This window comes from Brevundimonas albigilva (genome assembly GCF_023503965.1).
In the GTDB taxonomy this organism is placed as follows: Bacteria; Pseudomonadota; Alphaproteobacteria; order Caulobacterales; family Caulobacteraceae; genus Brevundimonas; species Brevundimonas albigilva.
Map to the genome: position 1 here is coordinate 1,975,015 of NZ_CP097298.1, position 14,436 is coordinate 1,989,450.

16 protein-coding genes and 2 pseudogenes are annotated in these 14,436 nt (G+C 71.6%); 8 read left to right on the forward strand and 10 right to left on the reverse strand.

Going from position 1 to position 14,436, the window contains the following annotated elements; translation table 11 throughout:
- Window positions 1–27 precede the first annotated feature (27 nt).
- The 3 genes and pseudogenes from MU852_RS10560 (at window position 28) to MU852_RS10565 (ending at window position 1,418) form a co-directional block, all read left to right on the forward strand.
- Window positions 28–516, forward strand: coding sequence for an Rrf2 family transcriptional regulator (locus MU852_RS10560; protein ID WP_249749547.1), 489 nt, complete (start codon window positions 28–30; stop codon window positions 514–516).
- 43 nt (window positions 517–559) lie between these two features.
- Window positions 560–994: pseudogene (locus tag MU852_RS17435) on the forward strand (NAD(P)/FAD-dependent oxidoreductase); the annotation flags it as partial.
- Complete coding sequence (locus tag MU852_RS10565; RefSeq protein WP_249749548.1) at window positions 972–1,418, forward strand: FAD-dependent oxidoreductase; 447 nt, start codon at window positions 972–974, stop codon at window positions 1,416–1,418. The pseudogene MU852_RS17435 and the gene MU852_RS10565, both read left to right, overlap by 23 nt.
- Here the strand turns inward: MU852_RS10565 and MU852_RS10570 are convergent.
- From MU852_RS10570 to MU852_RS10605, 8 genes and pseudogenes are all read right to left on the reverse strand, one after another.
- The gene (locus MU852_RS10570; protein WP_249749549.1) at window positions 1,415–1,666 is read right to left on the reverse strand and encodes an OsmC family protein; all 252 of its coding nucleotides are present in this window, start codon (window positions 1,664–1,666) and stop codon (window positions 1,415–1,417) included. The genes MU852_RS10565 and MU852_RS10570 overlap by 4 nt on opposite strands.
- Window positions 1,633–1,878, reverse strand: coding sequence for a hypothetical protein (locus MU852_RS10575; protein WP_249749550.1), 246 nt, complete (start codon window positions 1,876–1,878; stop codon window positions 1,633–1,635). Before MU852_RS10575 ends, MU852_RS10570 begins: the two co-directional genes overlap by 34 nt.
- Window positions 1,875–2,582, reverse strand: a complete 708-nt coding sequence (locus MU852_RS10580; protein WP_249749551.1) for a GNAT family N-acetyltransferase — start codon at window positions 2,580–2,582, stop codon at window positions 1,875–1,877. Before MU852_RS10580 ends, MU852_RS10575 begins: the two co-directional genes overlap by 4 nt.
- A 210-nt stretch (window positions 2,583–2,792) precedes the next feature.
- Window positions 2,793–3,829, reverse strand: a pseudogene (gene trpS, locus MU852_RS10585) (tryptophan--tRNA ligase).
- Between the two features lie 122 nt (window positions 3,830–3,951).
- On the reverse strand, window positions 3,952–5,547 hold the full coding sequence (gene murJ / locus MU852_RS10590; protein ID WP_249749552.1) for a murein biosynthesis integral membrane protein MurJ: 1,596 nt from the start codon (window positions 5,545–5,547) through the stop codon (window positions 3,952–3,954).
- A gap of 27 nt (window positions 5,548–5,574) precedes the next feature.
- Window positions 5,575–8,274, reverse strand: coding sequence for a [protein-PII] uridylyltransferase (gene glnD / locus MU852_RS10595; RefSeq protein ID WP_249749553.1), 2,700 nt, complete (start codon window positions 8,272–8,274; stop codon window positions 5,575–5,577).
- Between the two features lie 55 nt (window positions 8,275–8,329).
- Entirely contained in the window at window positions 8,330–8,722 is a 393-nt protein-coding gene (locus tag MU852_RS10600) for a helix-turn-helix domain-containing protein (RefSeq protein WP_249749554.1), read from the reverse strand.
- Window positions 8,719–8,964: a type II toxin-antitoxin system RelE family toxin gene (locus tag MU852_RS10605; RefSeq protein WP_249749555.1), complete on the reverse strand. Its 246-nt coding sequence runs from the start codon at window positions 8,962–8,964 to the stop codon at window positions 8,719–8,721. Before MU852_RS10605 ends, MU852_RS10600 begins: the two co-directional genes overlap by 4 nt.
- 98 nt (window positions 8,965–9,062) lie before the next feature.
- On the opposite strand from MU852_RS10605, the gene queG reads away from it, so the two are divergent.
- Window positions 9,063–10,175 carry a tRNA epoxyqueuosine(34) reductase QueG gene (gene queG, locus MU852_RS10610; RefSeq protein WP_430641136.1) on the forward strand — a complete coding sequence of 371 codons (1,113 nt, stop codon included), beginning with the start codon at window positions 9,063–9,065 and terminating at the stop codon, window positions 10,173–10,175.
- Window positions 10,176–10,204: 29 nt separating this feature from the next.
- Here the strand turns inward: queG and bamJ are convergent, their stop codons facing one another.
- Together bamJ and MU852_RS10620 are read right to left on the reverse strand one after the other, a co-directional pair.
- Window positions 10,205–10,729: a BamJ family beta-barrel-assembly machinery protein gene (bamJ, locus tag MU852_RS10615; RefSeq protein WP_249749557.1), complete on the reverse strand. Its 525-nt coding sequence runs from the start codon at window positions 10,727–10,729 to the stop codon at window positions 10,205–10,207.
- Complete coding sequence (locus MU852_RS10620) at window positions 10,710–11,912, reverse strand: threonine ammonia-lyase (protein ID WP_249749558.1); 1,203 nt, start codon at window positions 11,910–11,912, stop codon at window positions 10,710–10,712. Before MU852_RS10620 ends, bamJ begins: the two co-directional genes overlap by 20 nt.
- Window positions 11,913–12,077: 165 nt before the next feature.
- On the opposite strand from MU852_RS10620, the gene MU852_RS10625 reads away from it, so the two are divergent.
- From MU852_RS10625 to cpaB, 4 genes are all read left to right on the forward strand, one after another.
- Entirely contained in the window at window positions 12,078–12,584 is a 507-nt protein-coding gene (locus tag MU852_RS10625) for a hypothetical protein (RefSeq protein WP_249749559.1), read from the forward strand.
- Window positions 12,585–12,686: 102 nt separating this feature from the next.
- The gene (locus tag MU852_RS10630) at window positions 12,687–12,881 is read left to right on the forward strand and encodes a hypothetical protein (protein ID WP_249749560.1); all 195 of its coding nucleotides are present in this window, start codon (window positions 12,687–12,689) and stop codon (window positions 12,879–12,881) included.
- Window positions 12,882–12,946: 65 nt separating this feature from the next.
- Window positions 12,947–13,456 carry an A24 family peptidase gene (locus tag MU852_RS10635; RefSeq protein WP_249749561.1) on the forward strand — a complete coding sequence of 170 codons (510 nt, stop codon included), beginning with the start codon at window positions 12,947–12,949 and terminating at the stop codon, window positions 13,454–13,456.
- A 92-nt stretch (window positions 13,457–13,548) separates the two neighbouring features.
- Window positions 13,549–14,430, forward strand: coding sequence for a Flp pilus assembly protein CpaB (gene cpaB, locus MU852_RS10640; RefSeq protein ID WP_249749562.1), 882 nt, complete (start codon window positions 13,549–13,551; stop codon window positions 14,428–14,430).
- The last annotated feature ends 6 nt before the right edge of the window (window positions 14,431–14,436 follow it).

Here is a 14,436-nt window from a genome sequence, read left to right on the forward strand (position 1 = left end):
GGCCCATCACGTAACAATTGCAGTTACATGAAGCGCGACTCCCGCCTGTCCAACATCCTGCACGCCCTGCTGCACATGGCCGAGCATCAGGCGCGGACGGGCTCGCCCATGACCTCGGACCAGCTGGCGGTCTGCCTGTCCACCAATCCGGTGGTGGTGCGCCGGACCATGGCGGGCCTGCGGGACCAGGGGCTGGTCGCCTCGGAAAAGGGACACGGCGGCGGCTGGCGTCTGGCCCGGCCGCTGGACCAGGTCACCCTGGGCCAGGTGCACGCGGCCCTGGGGGGAACCGGCCTGATCCCCGACGCCCCGCCGGTCGAGGCCCAGGGCTGCCTGGTCGAAGCCGCGGTCAACGAGGCCCTGTCCGACACCTACGCCGCCGCCCGCGCCCTGCTGGTCGCGCGGCTGGACTCCATCACCCTGGCCGATCTGGCGGCGGACTTCTCGCGCCGGATGGCGGCGCATCCTGCCAAGGACCCCCTTCATGCCCACCTTCGAAAATCCCATGCCTCATGACGCCGTGATCATCGGCGGCTCCTATGCGGGCCTGTCCGCCGCCATGCAGCTGGTCCGCGCGCGCCGCCGGGTGCTGCTCATCGACGACGGCCGGCCGCGCAACCGCTTCGCCGCCCGCGCCCACGGCGTCCTGGCCAACGACGGCCGGCCGGGAGCCGAGATCGCGGCGGCCGCCCGCGCCCAGGTCGCCGCCTATCCCACCGCCGCCTTCCGCATGGCCGAGGCGGTGGCGGTCGATCGGATCGAGGGCGGCTTCTCGGTCGCCTTCGCCGACGGAACGCGGACCCAGGGCCGGCGCCTGCTGCTGTCGCATGGCGTTGAGGACGTCCTGGCCGACATCCCCGGCGTCCGGGAACGCTGGGGCCGCACCGCCCTCCACTGCCCCTGGTGCCACGGCTATGAGATCGGCGGCGGCCCCATCGGCGTGCTGGGACGGGGCGAACACGCGGTCCAGTATGCGGCGACGGTGGCCGAATGGGGGGACGTCACCCTGTTCATGGGCCTGGACCAGCCTGTCGCCCGAGGACGCCCACCTGCTGTATCGCCGGGGCGTGACGATCGAACCGACGCCGATCGAACGGCTGGAGGGCGAGACCCCGACCCTGACCGGCGCGCGTCTGGCGGACGGGCGCTTCATCCCGCTGAAGGCCATCTTCGTCGGCGCCAGCGTGCGCGTCGCCAGCCCCTTCGCCGACAGCCTGGGCTGCGAGATGGTCGACACGCCGATGGGCCGCGTCGTCAAGGTGGACGCCATGCAGCAGACGACCCAGCCGGGCGTCTTCGCCGCCGGCGACCTGGCCCGCGCCGCCTCCAACATCACCCTGGCGACCTCGGACGGCATGACGGCCGCCCACGCCCTGTTCCGCTCGCTGGTGGAGGAGGAGACGGCGCCCGCCGCCTAACCCAGCGTCGCCTGGACCGTGATCGTCGCCCGGACCGAATGGGCCATTTCGCAATGCTCGTGCGCCGCGTGATGCAGGGCGTCCAGCTCGGCCTGGTCGGGCTGGCGGCCGGTGAAGGTGGTGACGGGGCGCAGGGTCACGCGGGCCAGATAGCGCCTGCCCGCCTCGTCCTTGTCCAGCTCGCCGGACGCCTCGTCGCGATAGGAATCCAGCGTCAGCCGGGCGTTGGCGGCGAGGCCAGGAACCACAGCATGTGGCAGCTGGACAGGGAGGCGATCATCGCCTCCTCCGGATCGACCGCCGTGGCGTCGGACATCGGCAGGGGCACGCTGGCCGGGGCGGAAGACCCGCGCACGACCGCCCCGCCGTCGAAGGTCCAGATGTGGGCGCGGCTGTAGCGCTTGTCGACGAAGGGCTGGTCGCCCCGCGTCCACTCGATGATCGCCCCGTGCGCGCTCATGCCTCGTCTCCTTCAGCTTCGGCCAGGACGGTATAGGTCATCCGCGCACGAACCTCGAAGCCCAGGCCGCGATAGAAGGCGATGGTGGCGTCGTGGTCGGCGAAGGCGTGCAGGAAGGCCGCCTCGCCCGCGGCCAGGATCTCCCCGACCACCGCCCGCGACAGCGCCGCCGCATAGCCCCGGCCGCGATGGTCGGGATGGGTGCAGACGCCGCTCAGCTCGGTGAAGCCGTCGACCCTGAGGCGCCGCCCGGCCATGGCGATCAGTTCGCCGTCGCGCTTCACGCCGATGAACGGCCCCAGCCGGTGCGTCGCCGACCGGAACGGCCCGCACCGCGTCAGCGTCGCCAGGGCCAGCATAGCCGGCGCGTCGGCCTCGGTCAGGGGCGCGAAGGCGACCTCGGGCCCGCCGGCGGTCAGGGCCGTCGCCGTCATCTGCACCAGGGCGATCCGGCGGTCGACGGCCACCTCGGGCAGGACGTCGACCATCGGCCCGTCCTCGCGCTCGACCAGGCCCGCGCCGGGATGGCGCCGCGCCAGCGCGGTCAGCGCCGCCCGCGCCTTGGCCGAGGCGTCGGCGGCGGCCAGGAACACCCCGACCTCCGGATCGATCCGCACCGCGGACGCATCGGACTCCGGCGTCGCAAACGCCGCCAGCCGCGTCGTCAGGGCGTTGAACACGGCGCGGTCGAGAGGATGGCTCATGGCCGCCGATCTAGGCGTCGGCGAGCGAAAGCGGAATGGCCCGTCGCTACGTCGCGTCCGGAATCCGCCGCCCCTGCCTCCGTCATCCTCGGGCTTGACCCGAGGATCAGACGCGCCGTCGCTCATCCAGCGGGGTCGACCTTCATCGCATGGGCGCGCTTACAGTCCGGCCCTCGGGTCAAGCCCGAAGGGTGACGGCGGTGTAAGGACTTACGCCCGCCAGAAGCCGACGATCTTCTTGGTCTCGGCCACCACGGGCTCGGCGATGGCGGCGGCGCGCTCGGCCCCGTCCTTCAGCACGCGGTCGATTTCGGCCGGGTCGTCCATCAGCCGGCGCATCTCGGCCGTCACGGGCGCCAGGGATTCGACCGCCAGGTCCGCCAGCGCCGGCTTGAAGGCGCCGAAGCCCTGGCCGCCGAACTGGGCGATCACCTGCTCGCGGGTCTGGCCCGACAGGGCGGCGTAGATGGCGACCAGGTTCTTGGCCTCGGCCCGGTCGGCCAGGCCGTCCAGCGTCTCCGGCAGCGGCTCCGGGTCGGTCTTGGCCTTCCTGATCTTGGCCGCGATCGCATCGGCGTCGTCGGTCAGGTTGATGCGGCTGTTGTCCGACGGATCGGACTTGGACATCTTGGCCGCCCCGTCGCGCAGGCTCATCACCCGCGTCGCCGGCCCCTGGATCAGCGGCTCGGGCAGGGGGAAGAAGCCCGGCGCGTCGAAGTCGGCGTTGAACTTCTGGGCGATGTCGCGGGTCAGTTCCAGATGCTGCTTCTGGTCCTCGCCGACCGGCACCTCGGTGGCCTTGTACAGCAGGATGTCGGCCGCCTGCAGCACCGGATAGGTGTACAGGCCGACCGAGGCGCGCTCCTTGTGCTTGCCCGACTTCTCCTTGAACTGGGTCATCCGGTCCAGCCAGCCCAGGCGCGCCACGCAGTTGAAGATCCAGCCAGTTCGGCGTGGGCGGGCACGGCCGACTGCGGAAAGATGGTCGCGGTCTTGGGGTCCAGGCCCGAGGCCAGGTAGGCGGCGGCGATCTCGCGCGTCTGGGCGGCCAGCTTGGCCGGGTCCTGCCACACGGTGATGGCGTGCATGTCGGCGACGAAGACCAGGACGGGCGCGCCCTGGTCCTGCAGTTCGACGAAGCGCTTCAGCGCGCCGAGGTAGTTGCCCAGGTGCAGGGCGCCGGAGGCCTGGATGCCGGACAGGATGCGGCGCGGGCCGGTATAGGGGGCCGGGGTTTGATCGGTCATGGTTCGGGTCTCGAAAGGTCGGGGTCAGGCGTGACGAAGCGGGCGGCGGTCAGCCGCGCCATCGCCATCCGGAAGGGAAGCCCGAAATCGTCATGGCCCCGCGCTTATCGTCTCCCCGCCGGTCAGTCCAGACCGGAGACGGGGCCCGCGCCCGGCTCGCGCCTCAAGGTCGCCTTCAGTTCCGACAGGGTCACGGCCCGGAACAGCAGCAGGCACAGCCCATAGGCGCCCGCCCCGACGGCGCAGACGACCAGGACCGCGATCTCCTTGGCCAGGAACAGCCGGCTCAGCGTCGGATAGGCGAGGCTGGCGGCGAACAGCAGTCCGGCCATCACCGCGCTGGCGGCGACGATGCGCGACAGGCGCGACACGAAGGCCGGGGAGGGGCGCCAGCTGTCCTCGCGGATCAGCGTCCCGGCCAAGAGGGCGACATTGACCCAGGCGGAGACGCTGGTGGCGATGGCCAGGCCCAGCACCCCGTCCCAGCCGCGCGATCCGAACCAGAAGAACAGGGCCGAGCCCAGCGTCACCGTCAGGATCACCGAGATCACCGCGAAGATCATCGGCCGGCGCGTGTCCTCGCGCGCGAAGAAGGGCGGGGTCAGCACCTTGACCAGCACGAAGGCCGGCACGCCCCAGGCGAACTGGCGCAGCACGTCGGCGGTGCGCGCCGCATCGGCCGAGGTGAAGGCCGCGCGCGTCACCGTGGCGTCGATGATGAAGAAGGGAATGACGAACAGCGCCACCCCGGCCGGCAGGGCGAAGGCCAGCGCCAGCCCAAGCCCGTCGTCCATCGTCCGGCGGCCGCCCGCGTGGTCGCCGGAAACGAAGGCCCGCGTCAGGCGCGGCACCAAGGCCAGGCCCAGCGCCACCCCCACTAGCCCCAGCGGCAGCTGGTACAGGCGGTCGGCGTTGTACAGCACCGAGCGCGCCCCCTCGTTCGATCCGGCCAGGAACTGGCTGACCAGGGAGTTGATCTGGAAGGCGCCGCCCGCCAGCACGCCCGGCACGGCCAGGGCCAGGGTCCGCCTGACCCCCGCCGTCAGGCGCGGCCACGACAGGCGGATCGTCACCCCCAGCCGCCGCACGCCCCACCACAGCAGGCCCGCCTGGACGACGCCCGAGACCGTCACCGCCGCGCTGACCGCCATCAGGGTCTCCGGCTGGCTCATGGGAACGAAACTGGGCGCCATCAGCGGGACCAGGGTGCACAGGTTCAGGAACACCGGCACGCCCGCGGACAGGGCGAACCGCCCGCCGGTGTTCAGCACCCCCGACAGCAGCGAGGCGATGGTCATGCAGGCCAGATAGGGCATGGTCAGCTGCGCCGCCGTGACCGCCGCCCGCATCACGCCGGCGTCGTCGCGCCAGGCCGACAGCAGCCACGGCATGATCCACGGCATGGCGACCTGCAGCAGGATGCAGAAGCCGGCGACCACGGCGAAGATGAAGCTCAGCGCCTCGGACGCGGTGACGGCCGCCGCCGCCTCGCCCTCGCGCGCGCGGACCCCGCCGTAGATGGGCACGAAGGCCTGGGCGAAGGCGCCCTCCGCGAACAACCGCCGGAACATGTTGGGCAGCATCAGGGCGGTGGTGAAGGCGTCCATCATCGGCCCCTGGCCGAAGCGCGCCGACAGGAACAGGTCGCGGGCGAAGCCCAGCACGCGGCTGCCCAGGGTGAGCGTGGCCTGGACCAGGGTGTTGCGGGCGAGACTCATGCGGATTCCAGCGACTGACAGGCCCGCTTAGCGCGCCTCGGTCTTCGACGATACGGGCTTGCGCGCCCGACGGCCCAGTTCGGAGACGTCGCGGGCGCTGGCGCGGGCGGCGACCACCTTGCGGCCGGCCGGCGCGGGCGCGCGGCTGTCCAGCACCGCCTCCAGGGCGTCGCGCAGGTCTTGCGCCACCGCCTCGGAGCCGATCTTGCGGCCCTTCCGGTCCACCACATAGAAGCTGTCGACCGCCCGTTCGCCGAAGCTGGCCACGTGGGCCGATCGGATGTTCAGCCCCTGGTCGCTGAAGACGCGCGACAGGGCGGCCAACAGGCCCGGCCGATCGGCGCCGGAGACCTCGACCACGGTCGCCGCCTCGCTGGCGTGGTGGTCGATCATCACCACGGGCCGCACCTCGAATGCGGCCTTGCGGGCGTTGGCGGCGGGCTCGGGCGCCTTGCCGATGCGCCCTTCGCCGCGCGCCGCCCGCTCCAGCGCCTCCAGCAGGGTCTTCAGCCGCCGGGGCTCGGCCTGGCCGTAGGGCAAGCCCGCCCCGTCCTGCACCCGGAACACGTCCAGCACGATCCCTTCGGAGGTCGCCACCCGCGCATCGACGATGTCGGCGCCCAGGGCGGCCATGGTCTGGGCCAGGTCGGCGAACAGGCCCGGCCGGTCGGCGGCGGCGATGGAGATCTGGGTCGTCTGCACCGGCAGGCCCTCGACCGCGGGGGTCGGCTGGGCCTCGGCCGCCGCGCCCGCCTCGCGCGCCCGGGCCACCAGGGCCGGATGGTCGCCCAGCGGGTCCTCGCGCGCCACGTCCTCGCCCCGGAACAGGGCGGCGACCTGGTTGTAGAGGGTCCGCATCAGCTGGCCCTTCCAGCCGTTCCACACGCCCGGACCCACGGCGCGGATGTCGGCCACCGTCAGCACCAGCAGCATCCGCAGCCGCTCGGGATCGCCGACCAGCTCGGCGAAGGCGCGCACCGTCGCCGGGTCCGACACGTCACGCTTCTGGGCGTAGTCGGACAGCGCCAGGTGGCTGCGAACCAGCCACACCACCAGTTCGATCCGACGCGGGTCGACGCCCAGCCGTTCGCACGCCCGGCGCGCGGCGATGGCGCCGTCCTCCAGCTGGCCGCGCTCGCCGCCCTTGCCGACGTCGTGCAGCAGCATCCCCAGCATCAGGGCTTCCATGTCGTCGATCAGGTGGACGATCTCGGACGCCATCGGATGGTCGGCCTTCAGCTTGCCGCGCGCGATGTCGTTGATGACGCCGATGGCCTGCAGCGTGTGCTCGTCCACCGTATAGGCGTGATACATGTTGAACTGGGTCTGGCCGACGATCCGCCCCCATTCGGGCAGGAACCGGCCCAGCAGGCCCGTCTCGTTCATCAGCGTCAGGGTGCGATAGGGCCGCTGCCCATGCGCCAGTATGTCCAGGAAGGCCCGCGTCGCCGCCGGGTCGCGCCGCAGCTTCGGCGTCACCAGCGACAGCGAGCGCGTCACCGCCGAATAGGCGTCCGGATGCAGGTCCAGGTCGTGCTTGTCGGCCTGGACGAACAGGGTCAGCAGCTTGACCGGATCGGCCTGGAACACCTCTGGCCCGTCGACCGACAGCCGCCCTTGGTCGATGGACAGACCCGGCACGTCCAGGCGTCGCCGGTTGGGCCGGAACGGGCTCATCAGACGCGACAGGCCCGACGCCGTCTTCTGGTGGCGGGCCTCCAGCTTGGCCGACATGGCGCGAGTCAGGGCGCCGACGTCGCGCGCCACCAGGAAGTAGCGGCGCATGAACCGCTCCACCGCCGGCTCGTCGCCGCGCCCGCGCCAGCCCATGCGCCGCGCCACCTCGGGCTGCAGGTCGAAGGTCAGCTTCTCTTCCGCCCGCCCGGCGATCAGATGCATGTGGATGCGCACCCGCCACAGGAAGTCGAACGCCTCGTCCGAGGTGCGCCGCTCGCGCGCGGTGAACAGTTCGTCCATCACCGTCGCGCCCAGCCGACTGTCGGGCGCCAGGGAGCGGGCGATCCAGAACAGGCTGTTCAGGTCGCGCAGGCCCCCCTTGCCGTCCTTGACGTTGGGCTCGACCTTGTAGCGGATGGCCCCGGCCTTCTCGTGGCGCAGGTCGCGTTCCTCCAGCTTGGCGGCGATGAAGGGGCGCGGATCGGACTTCTCGACCATGTCGCGGAACCGCCGGATCATCAGCTCGGCCAGTCCTTCGTCCCCGGCCAGGAAGCGCGCCTCCAGCAGGGTGGTCCGCACCGTCATGTCGGTCTTGGCCAGGGTCAGGCATTCATCGACCGACCGCGCCGAGGGCCCGACCTTGGCCCCCAGGTCCCACAGGACGTAGAGGACGAACTCGACCACCTTCTCGCCGCGCGGCGTGGCCTTGCCTGGCCGCAGGAACAGAAGGTCCAGATCGGAGTAGGGCGCCAGGACCCGCCGCCCGTAGCCGCCCACCGCCACCAGGGCCAGCCGCTCGCTCTCGACCGGCGACACCGGCCACAGCGTCTCGGTCGCCACGGCCCACAGGGCGATCAGCATCTCGTCGGCGGCGGCGGCGTACAGGCGCGCCACGTCCCGCCCGTTCATCCCCGCCTCCAGCTTGCGCTCGGCCCGCGCCCGCGCGGCGTCGTAGCCTTCCTTCAGCACCGCGGCCACGGCGGCGCGCGGATCGGCGGCGCGCGCGGCCTCAAGCAGGCGGTCGTCCAGCGGCGGCGGCGCGGCGGTCATGCGCGGATCATAGGGGGCGGTCAGGACCTGTCGCGTCCCACGCCGAGCCGCCGCCTCATCCGATGTGGTCCGCCGGCACGTCCAGCACCTCGGCCAGGCGTCGCAGCGTTTCGGGGCCGCCGGTCTTGTGCCCCCGCTCGATCTCCGACAGGTAGCCCTGGCCGATGGTCGCGGCCTCGGCCAGCGCCTGCTGGGTCCAGCCGCGATGTTTGCGCCAGGCCGTCAGCCGCGAAGCGCCCTTCAGGATCAGCGTCGAGACCTCGACCGGCAGGCGTTCGTCCACGCCGGCTTCGAGATCGGCCATGGCCGCGTCGAAGGCGGCGATATCGGCCTCGTCCTCGTCCTGGTCGAGACCGGCCGTCAGCGCCTCGTATTCGGCGCGGGGCAGGATGACCAGCTCCTCGCCGGCGGGCGTGGTGATGTGTTGCGCGTGAAGGGGACGATTCATCTGTAGGTTCCGGTCTGGCGTGGTCCGATATGGATGGCCAGGATGGTGGTCATGTCCTCGGTGAGGATCACCCGATAGCGCCCGACCCTGAGCCGAAAGCCGAGCCGTCCGTTGAGCGCCTTGACGTCGCCGCGCCCGTGCATCGCATAGGCGTCCAGGGCGGCAGAGATCGTCGCCCGGGCCGACGCGGGCAAGGCGTCGAACTGTCTGGCCGCACTGTTGGTCAGGACGATGGTTTTCACGCTCAGATTATCACCAATTTATCGCGATGAAGCGAGAGATATTATCTCAATTGCGCAAAATGCGGCGGCGCGGCGGCTGTCGTGCTAAAGGCGCGCCGGTGAGCGAACGCCTCAAGACCTTCATCCGCCAGCGGGCCGCCGAGCTGGGCTTCGACGTGTGCCGCTTCGCCTCGGCGACCGACGCCTGGCCGGCGGGCGACCGGCTGCGTCATTTCGTGGACGAGGGCCGCCATGGCGACATGGGCTGGATGGAGACGACGGTGGACCGCCGCGCCCACCCCACCGCCATGTGGGACGAGGCCCGAACCGCCATCGTCCTGGGCATGAACTACGGTCCGGACCAGAACCCGCTGGACCAGCTGGCCGACCGTTCGGCGGGCTACATCTCGGTCTATGCGCGCGGCGACGACTATCACGAGGTCATCAAGGGGCGGCTCAAGACGCTGGCGGGCCAGATCGCCGCGCGCAACGGCCAGGACATCAAGGTCTTCGTCGACACCGCGCCCCTGATGGAAAAGCCGCTGGCCCAGCGCGCCGGCCTGGGCTGGCAGGGCAAGCACACCAATCTGCTCAGCCGCACCCACGGCAACTGGCTGTTCCTGGGGACGATCCTGACCGCCGCCGAGATCGCGCCGGACGCGGCCGAGACCGAGCATTGCGGCCGCTGCACCGCCTGTCTGGACGCGTGCCCGACCAACGCCTTTCCCGCGCCGTTCCAGTTGGACGCCCGGCGCTGCCTGTCCTACCTCACCATCGAATATGGCGGGCCCTGGCCGGTGGAGTTCCGTCTGGCCACGGGCTCGCGCCTCTATGGCTGCGACGACTGCCTGGCCGCCTGTCCGTGGAACAAGTTCGCCCAGGAAGCGCGCGAAATGCGGCTCCAGCCGCGCCCGACGCTCCAGGCGCCGCTTCTGGCCGACCTGGCGGCGCTGGACGATGCGGCCTTTCGCGCCCTGTTCGCCAAGAGCCCGGTCAAGCGCATCGGCCGCGACCGCTTCATGCGCAATGTCCTCTACGCCATCGGCAATTCGGATGATCCGGCGCTGATCGCCCCGGCGCGCGCCCTGCTGGACGATCCGGCGCCCCTGGTGCGGGGGGCCGCCGTCTGGGCCCTGTCGCGGCTGATGGCCCCCGACGCCTTCGCCGCCTTGCGGGCGACAAGGTCGGAGCTCGATCCCGATGTCCGGGCCGAGTGGGACCGCGCCGCCTGAGTTCCTTCCTCAACAGGGGGCCTGAAGCCTCAGCCCATCGCCGTCGCGCCGCCGCCGATGGGCCCGCCGCCGGGCGCCTTGGCCACGTCCAGCAGCTTCAGCCGGAAGATCAGCACGGCGTTGGGCGGGATGGCGGGCGGCCCGCCGCGTTCGCCATAGCCCAGCTCGGGCGGCACATAGAGGATCCACTCGTCGCCGACGCGCATCTTCTGCAGCGCCTCGGTCCAGCCGGGCACGACCGTCTCGGGCGTGAAGATGGCCGGCGCGCCCCGCGCGAAGGAGCTGTCGAACACCGCGCCGTCGACCAGCTTGCCCTCGTATTCGACCTTGACCAGATCGTTGCGGTCGGGGCTTTCGCCGCCGGCGGGGCCGGACTGGACCACCTGATACTGCAGGCCGCTGGGCAGGGTCTGGACGCCGTCCTGGCGCGCGTTCTTCTGCATGAAGGCGGCGGCCTCGGCCTTGCCCGCCTCGGGGTCGATCACGGCCGGCTGGCCGCAGCCCGACAGCAGCAGGCCCGCGACGATGGCGGCCCTAGCCCATGCGAAGTTCATATCCCCGGTCCTTCAAGGCGTCGCCGATCTCGTCGGCGTGGGCGCTATCGCGCGTTTCGACCATGATGTCGAACTCGGCGCCCTTGGCCGGCACGTCCAGCGCCAGGCGGTTGTGGACCACGTCGATGATGTTGCCGCCCAGGCCCCCGATCACCGCCGCCATGGCCGACAGCATCCCCGGCCGGTCGTCGCCCAGGATGCGATAGACGATCAATCTCCGTTCACGGACCATCTCGCGGTTCAGCACCACGGCCAGCATCCGCGCGTCGATGTTGCCGCCGGTCAGTTCGATGCCCACCTTCATGCCCCTGAACCGATCGGGATTTCGCAGCAGGGCCGCCAGGCCGCCCGCGCCGGCGCCCTCGCACACCGTCTTCTCCATCGTCGCCATGAACGAGACCCCGCGCTCGAAATCGGCCTCGTCGACCACGAAGACCTCGTCGATCAGGCGATCCGCCAGGCCGAAGGGGATGTCGCCGACCGCCTTGATGGCGATGCCCTCGGCGATGGTCTGGCCGGTGCAGACCGGCGGCTGGCCGGCCCGCTTGGCGGTGAAGGACGGATAGCGCGCGGCTTCGACGCCGAACACCTTGATGTCCGGCCGGATCGCCTTGGCGGCGATGGCGCAGCCGGCGATCAGACCGCCCCCGCCGATGGGCACGATCAGCGCCTCCAGCTCCGGCGCGTCCTCCAGGAACTCCAGCGCGCACACGCCCTGGCCGGCCACGATCCCCTCGTCGTCGAAGGCCGAGACGAAGACATAGCCATTTTCGGCCTCCAGCCGCTTGGCCTCCTCGGTCGCCCCGGTGAAGTCCAGGCCGTGGATGACCACGGTCGCCCCGTGCTGGCGGGTGCCGTTGATCTTGGCGAAGGGCGTGCCCTCGGGCATGACGATGGTCACCGGCACGCCCAGCCGTCCGCCGTGATAGGCCAGGGCCTGGGCGTGATTGCCCGCGCTGGCCGCCACCACGCCTCGCCGGCGTTCGTCCTCGGTCAGCAGCAGCAGCCGGTTCAGCGCGCCGCGTTCCTTGAAGCTGCCGGTGAAGTGCAGATTGTCGAACTTGACCCAGACCTCGGCGCCGGTCAGCTGCGACAGCTTGCGCGAATACCGCGTGGGTGTGTGGTCGACCTGACCCGCGATTCGCGCGCGGGCGGCCTGAATATCGTCCAGGGTGACGGTCATCGCAGCGTTTCCATGTTCGCCTCGCCATGCGGGCGGGCGGATTTTGTCGCGTCTGTTTCGCGCGTTGCGGCCCCCGGGTCCAGAGCGGCGTCTTGACCGTGGAACCGCGGGGGCGGTCGTCGTGCGATACTGTCGCCAAGAACAAGCCCGCCCCGGAGGAAGCCCATGTCGATCCGTCCCCTCGTCCTTGCGGGCGCCGTCGCCGCCGCGCTCGCGGCCTGCGCCCCGGTTCCGGTACCGGGCGGCGCGGTCCAGCCGGCCGTCTTCCGCGCCGACGACTTCGCCTGGTCGCAGCGCGGCGGGCAGGGCGGAATCCAGGGGCGGATCGCCTACCGACAGGACGGCAAGGCCTACGATTGCGTCGCCTCGGCGGGCCTGACCCCCGACACGCCCTACACCCGTAACCGCTTCCGCACCCTGTACGGCTCGACCGAGCAGGCGGCGGTGCCGGCGGCGGTGGTCCGCGCGCGCGACGTGGGCGAGGCGGCGGCCGACTATCGCGCTTACGTCCGCTCCGAGCGGTGCGAGAACGGGCGTTTCTCGTTCGCCGGCCTGCCCGACGGCGGCTGGTTCTTGATCGTGCCGGTGCGGGCCCAGGGCGACGAAGGTCCGCTTGTCCTGATGCGCCACGTGGTCACGCGCGGCGGGCGGGTCGTCGACGTCACGCTCTGACGCCGCCGAACCCACGAAAGCCCGCGGTAACGCGGATCGCCATCTTCTCGTCGCAAGCGCCCGGCCTGATCGCGCGTTCGTCCGATCCGTGGGGAGGCGTTCATGTCCCAGCACAATATCAGCGGTTCCGAGGCCTTCAATCGCGGGCCCTCCGTCCACATCCGCCAATACCGGCCCGGCGGAATGCGCCGCCGCCGCGCGCGCACCGCCCTGATCTTCATCGCCGGCGCCGCAGCCATGCTGGTGGTCGGCCTGGCGGTCGCGGCGGCGATCTTCGGTCCCGCCCTGTCCAGCTGACGGGGCGCGCGACCCGCCTGGCGGTGGAAACCCGGACTTAAGGCCTTTGGCGCAGGATCGGCCGCATGGACATCCTGCCCTTCATCGCCCTGGCGCCCTTTCCGGTCCTGATGGTCGTCGGCGGCCTGCACGACCTGACGACCATGCGGATTCCCAACTGGATTTCGCTGGCCCTGCTGGCCGCCTTCCTTCCGGCCGCCCTGCTGCTGGGGCTGGCGCCGCTGGACATGGCCGCCCACCTCGGCGTGGGCGTCGCCGCCCTGCTGGCCGGCATGGCCCTGTTCGCCCTGAACTGGGTCGGCGGGGGCGACGCCAAGCTGCTGGCGGCCGCCTGTCTGTGGATGGGGCCGGCGGGCAGCCTGCCGTTCCTGTTGTCCAGCGCCATCGTCGGCGGCCTGTTCTGCCTGGCGCTGATCACCGCGCGCCGCACCATTCCCGCCTTCCCCGGCCTGCCCGCCTGGGCCGCGCGCCTGCTGGAGCCCAAGGGGGACGTGCCCTATGGCGTGGCCCTGGCCGGCGGGGCGCTGCTGGCCTTTCCCGCTTCGCCGCTGGTTGCGGCCTTCGTGGGCGGCTGACGGCGTCATCCGGCGCTTAGGACCGCATTAACCCGTCGCATCCATGATCGTTAACGCAGGGCGGAGAGCCGCGCCTGCCGGAGACCGTCAGGATGAAGCCTGCCCGTATAGCCGTGATCTGCATCGCCGCCGTTTCGGCCATCGGGCTGGCGCTGGTGGTGCGGGCCATGGGCTCTTCCTCGCATCAGCCCAGCCGCCCGGCCGTCGCCGCCGTCGAGACCCGGCCGATGACCCGCGTCCTGGTCGCCGCGAACGATCTGCAGCCCGGCAAGCGCCTGGGCGACGCCGACATGGCCTGGAAGGACTGGCCCTCCGACGAGGTCAATCCCGCCTTCATCGTCGACGGCCCGGCCAAGCCCCCGGCCGACGGCCGCGCGGCCGAGGCCGCCGCCAAGGTCGCCCGCGCCGCGACCGAGGCCACGACGGGCGGAACCAAGGGCGACTACGTCGGCTCCGTGGTCCGCGAGACCATCCTGAAGGGCGAACCCATCGTCGCGCGCAAGATCGTGCGCGCGGGCGACAGCGGCTATCTGGCCGCCTATCTGGAGCCCGGCATGCGGGCCATGGCCATCAGCGTCACGGTCGAGACCGCCGCCGGCGGCTTCATCCTGCCCGGCGACCGCGTGGACGTGGTCATGACCCGCGAGTTCCCGGCCCAGTCGGGCGGCGGCGGGACGCAGTATTCGACCTCCACCGTCATGCGGAACATCAAGGTGCTGGCCATCGACCAGACCACCCGCGCGGCCGACGACGAACAGGCCGTGGTGGGCGCCACCGCCACCCTGGAGGTCACGCCCGGCGACGCCGAGGCCCTGGCCCAGGCCAAGTCCGAGGGCGAGCTGTCCCTGATGCTGCGCTCCTACGCCGACACCGCCGGCCCGTCGGGCGCGGTGCGCGCCGCGGCCCGCGCCGACGCCCCCTCGGCCGTCCGCATCTATCGCGGCGGCGCGCCCGAAACGGTGGCCGTCCCATGAAAACCG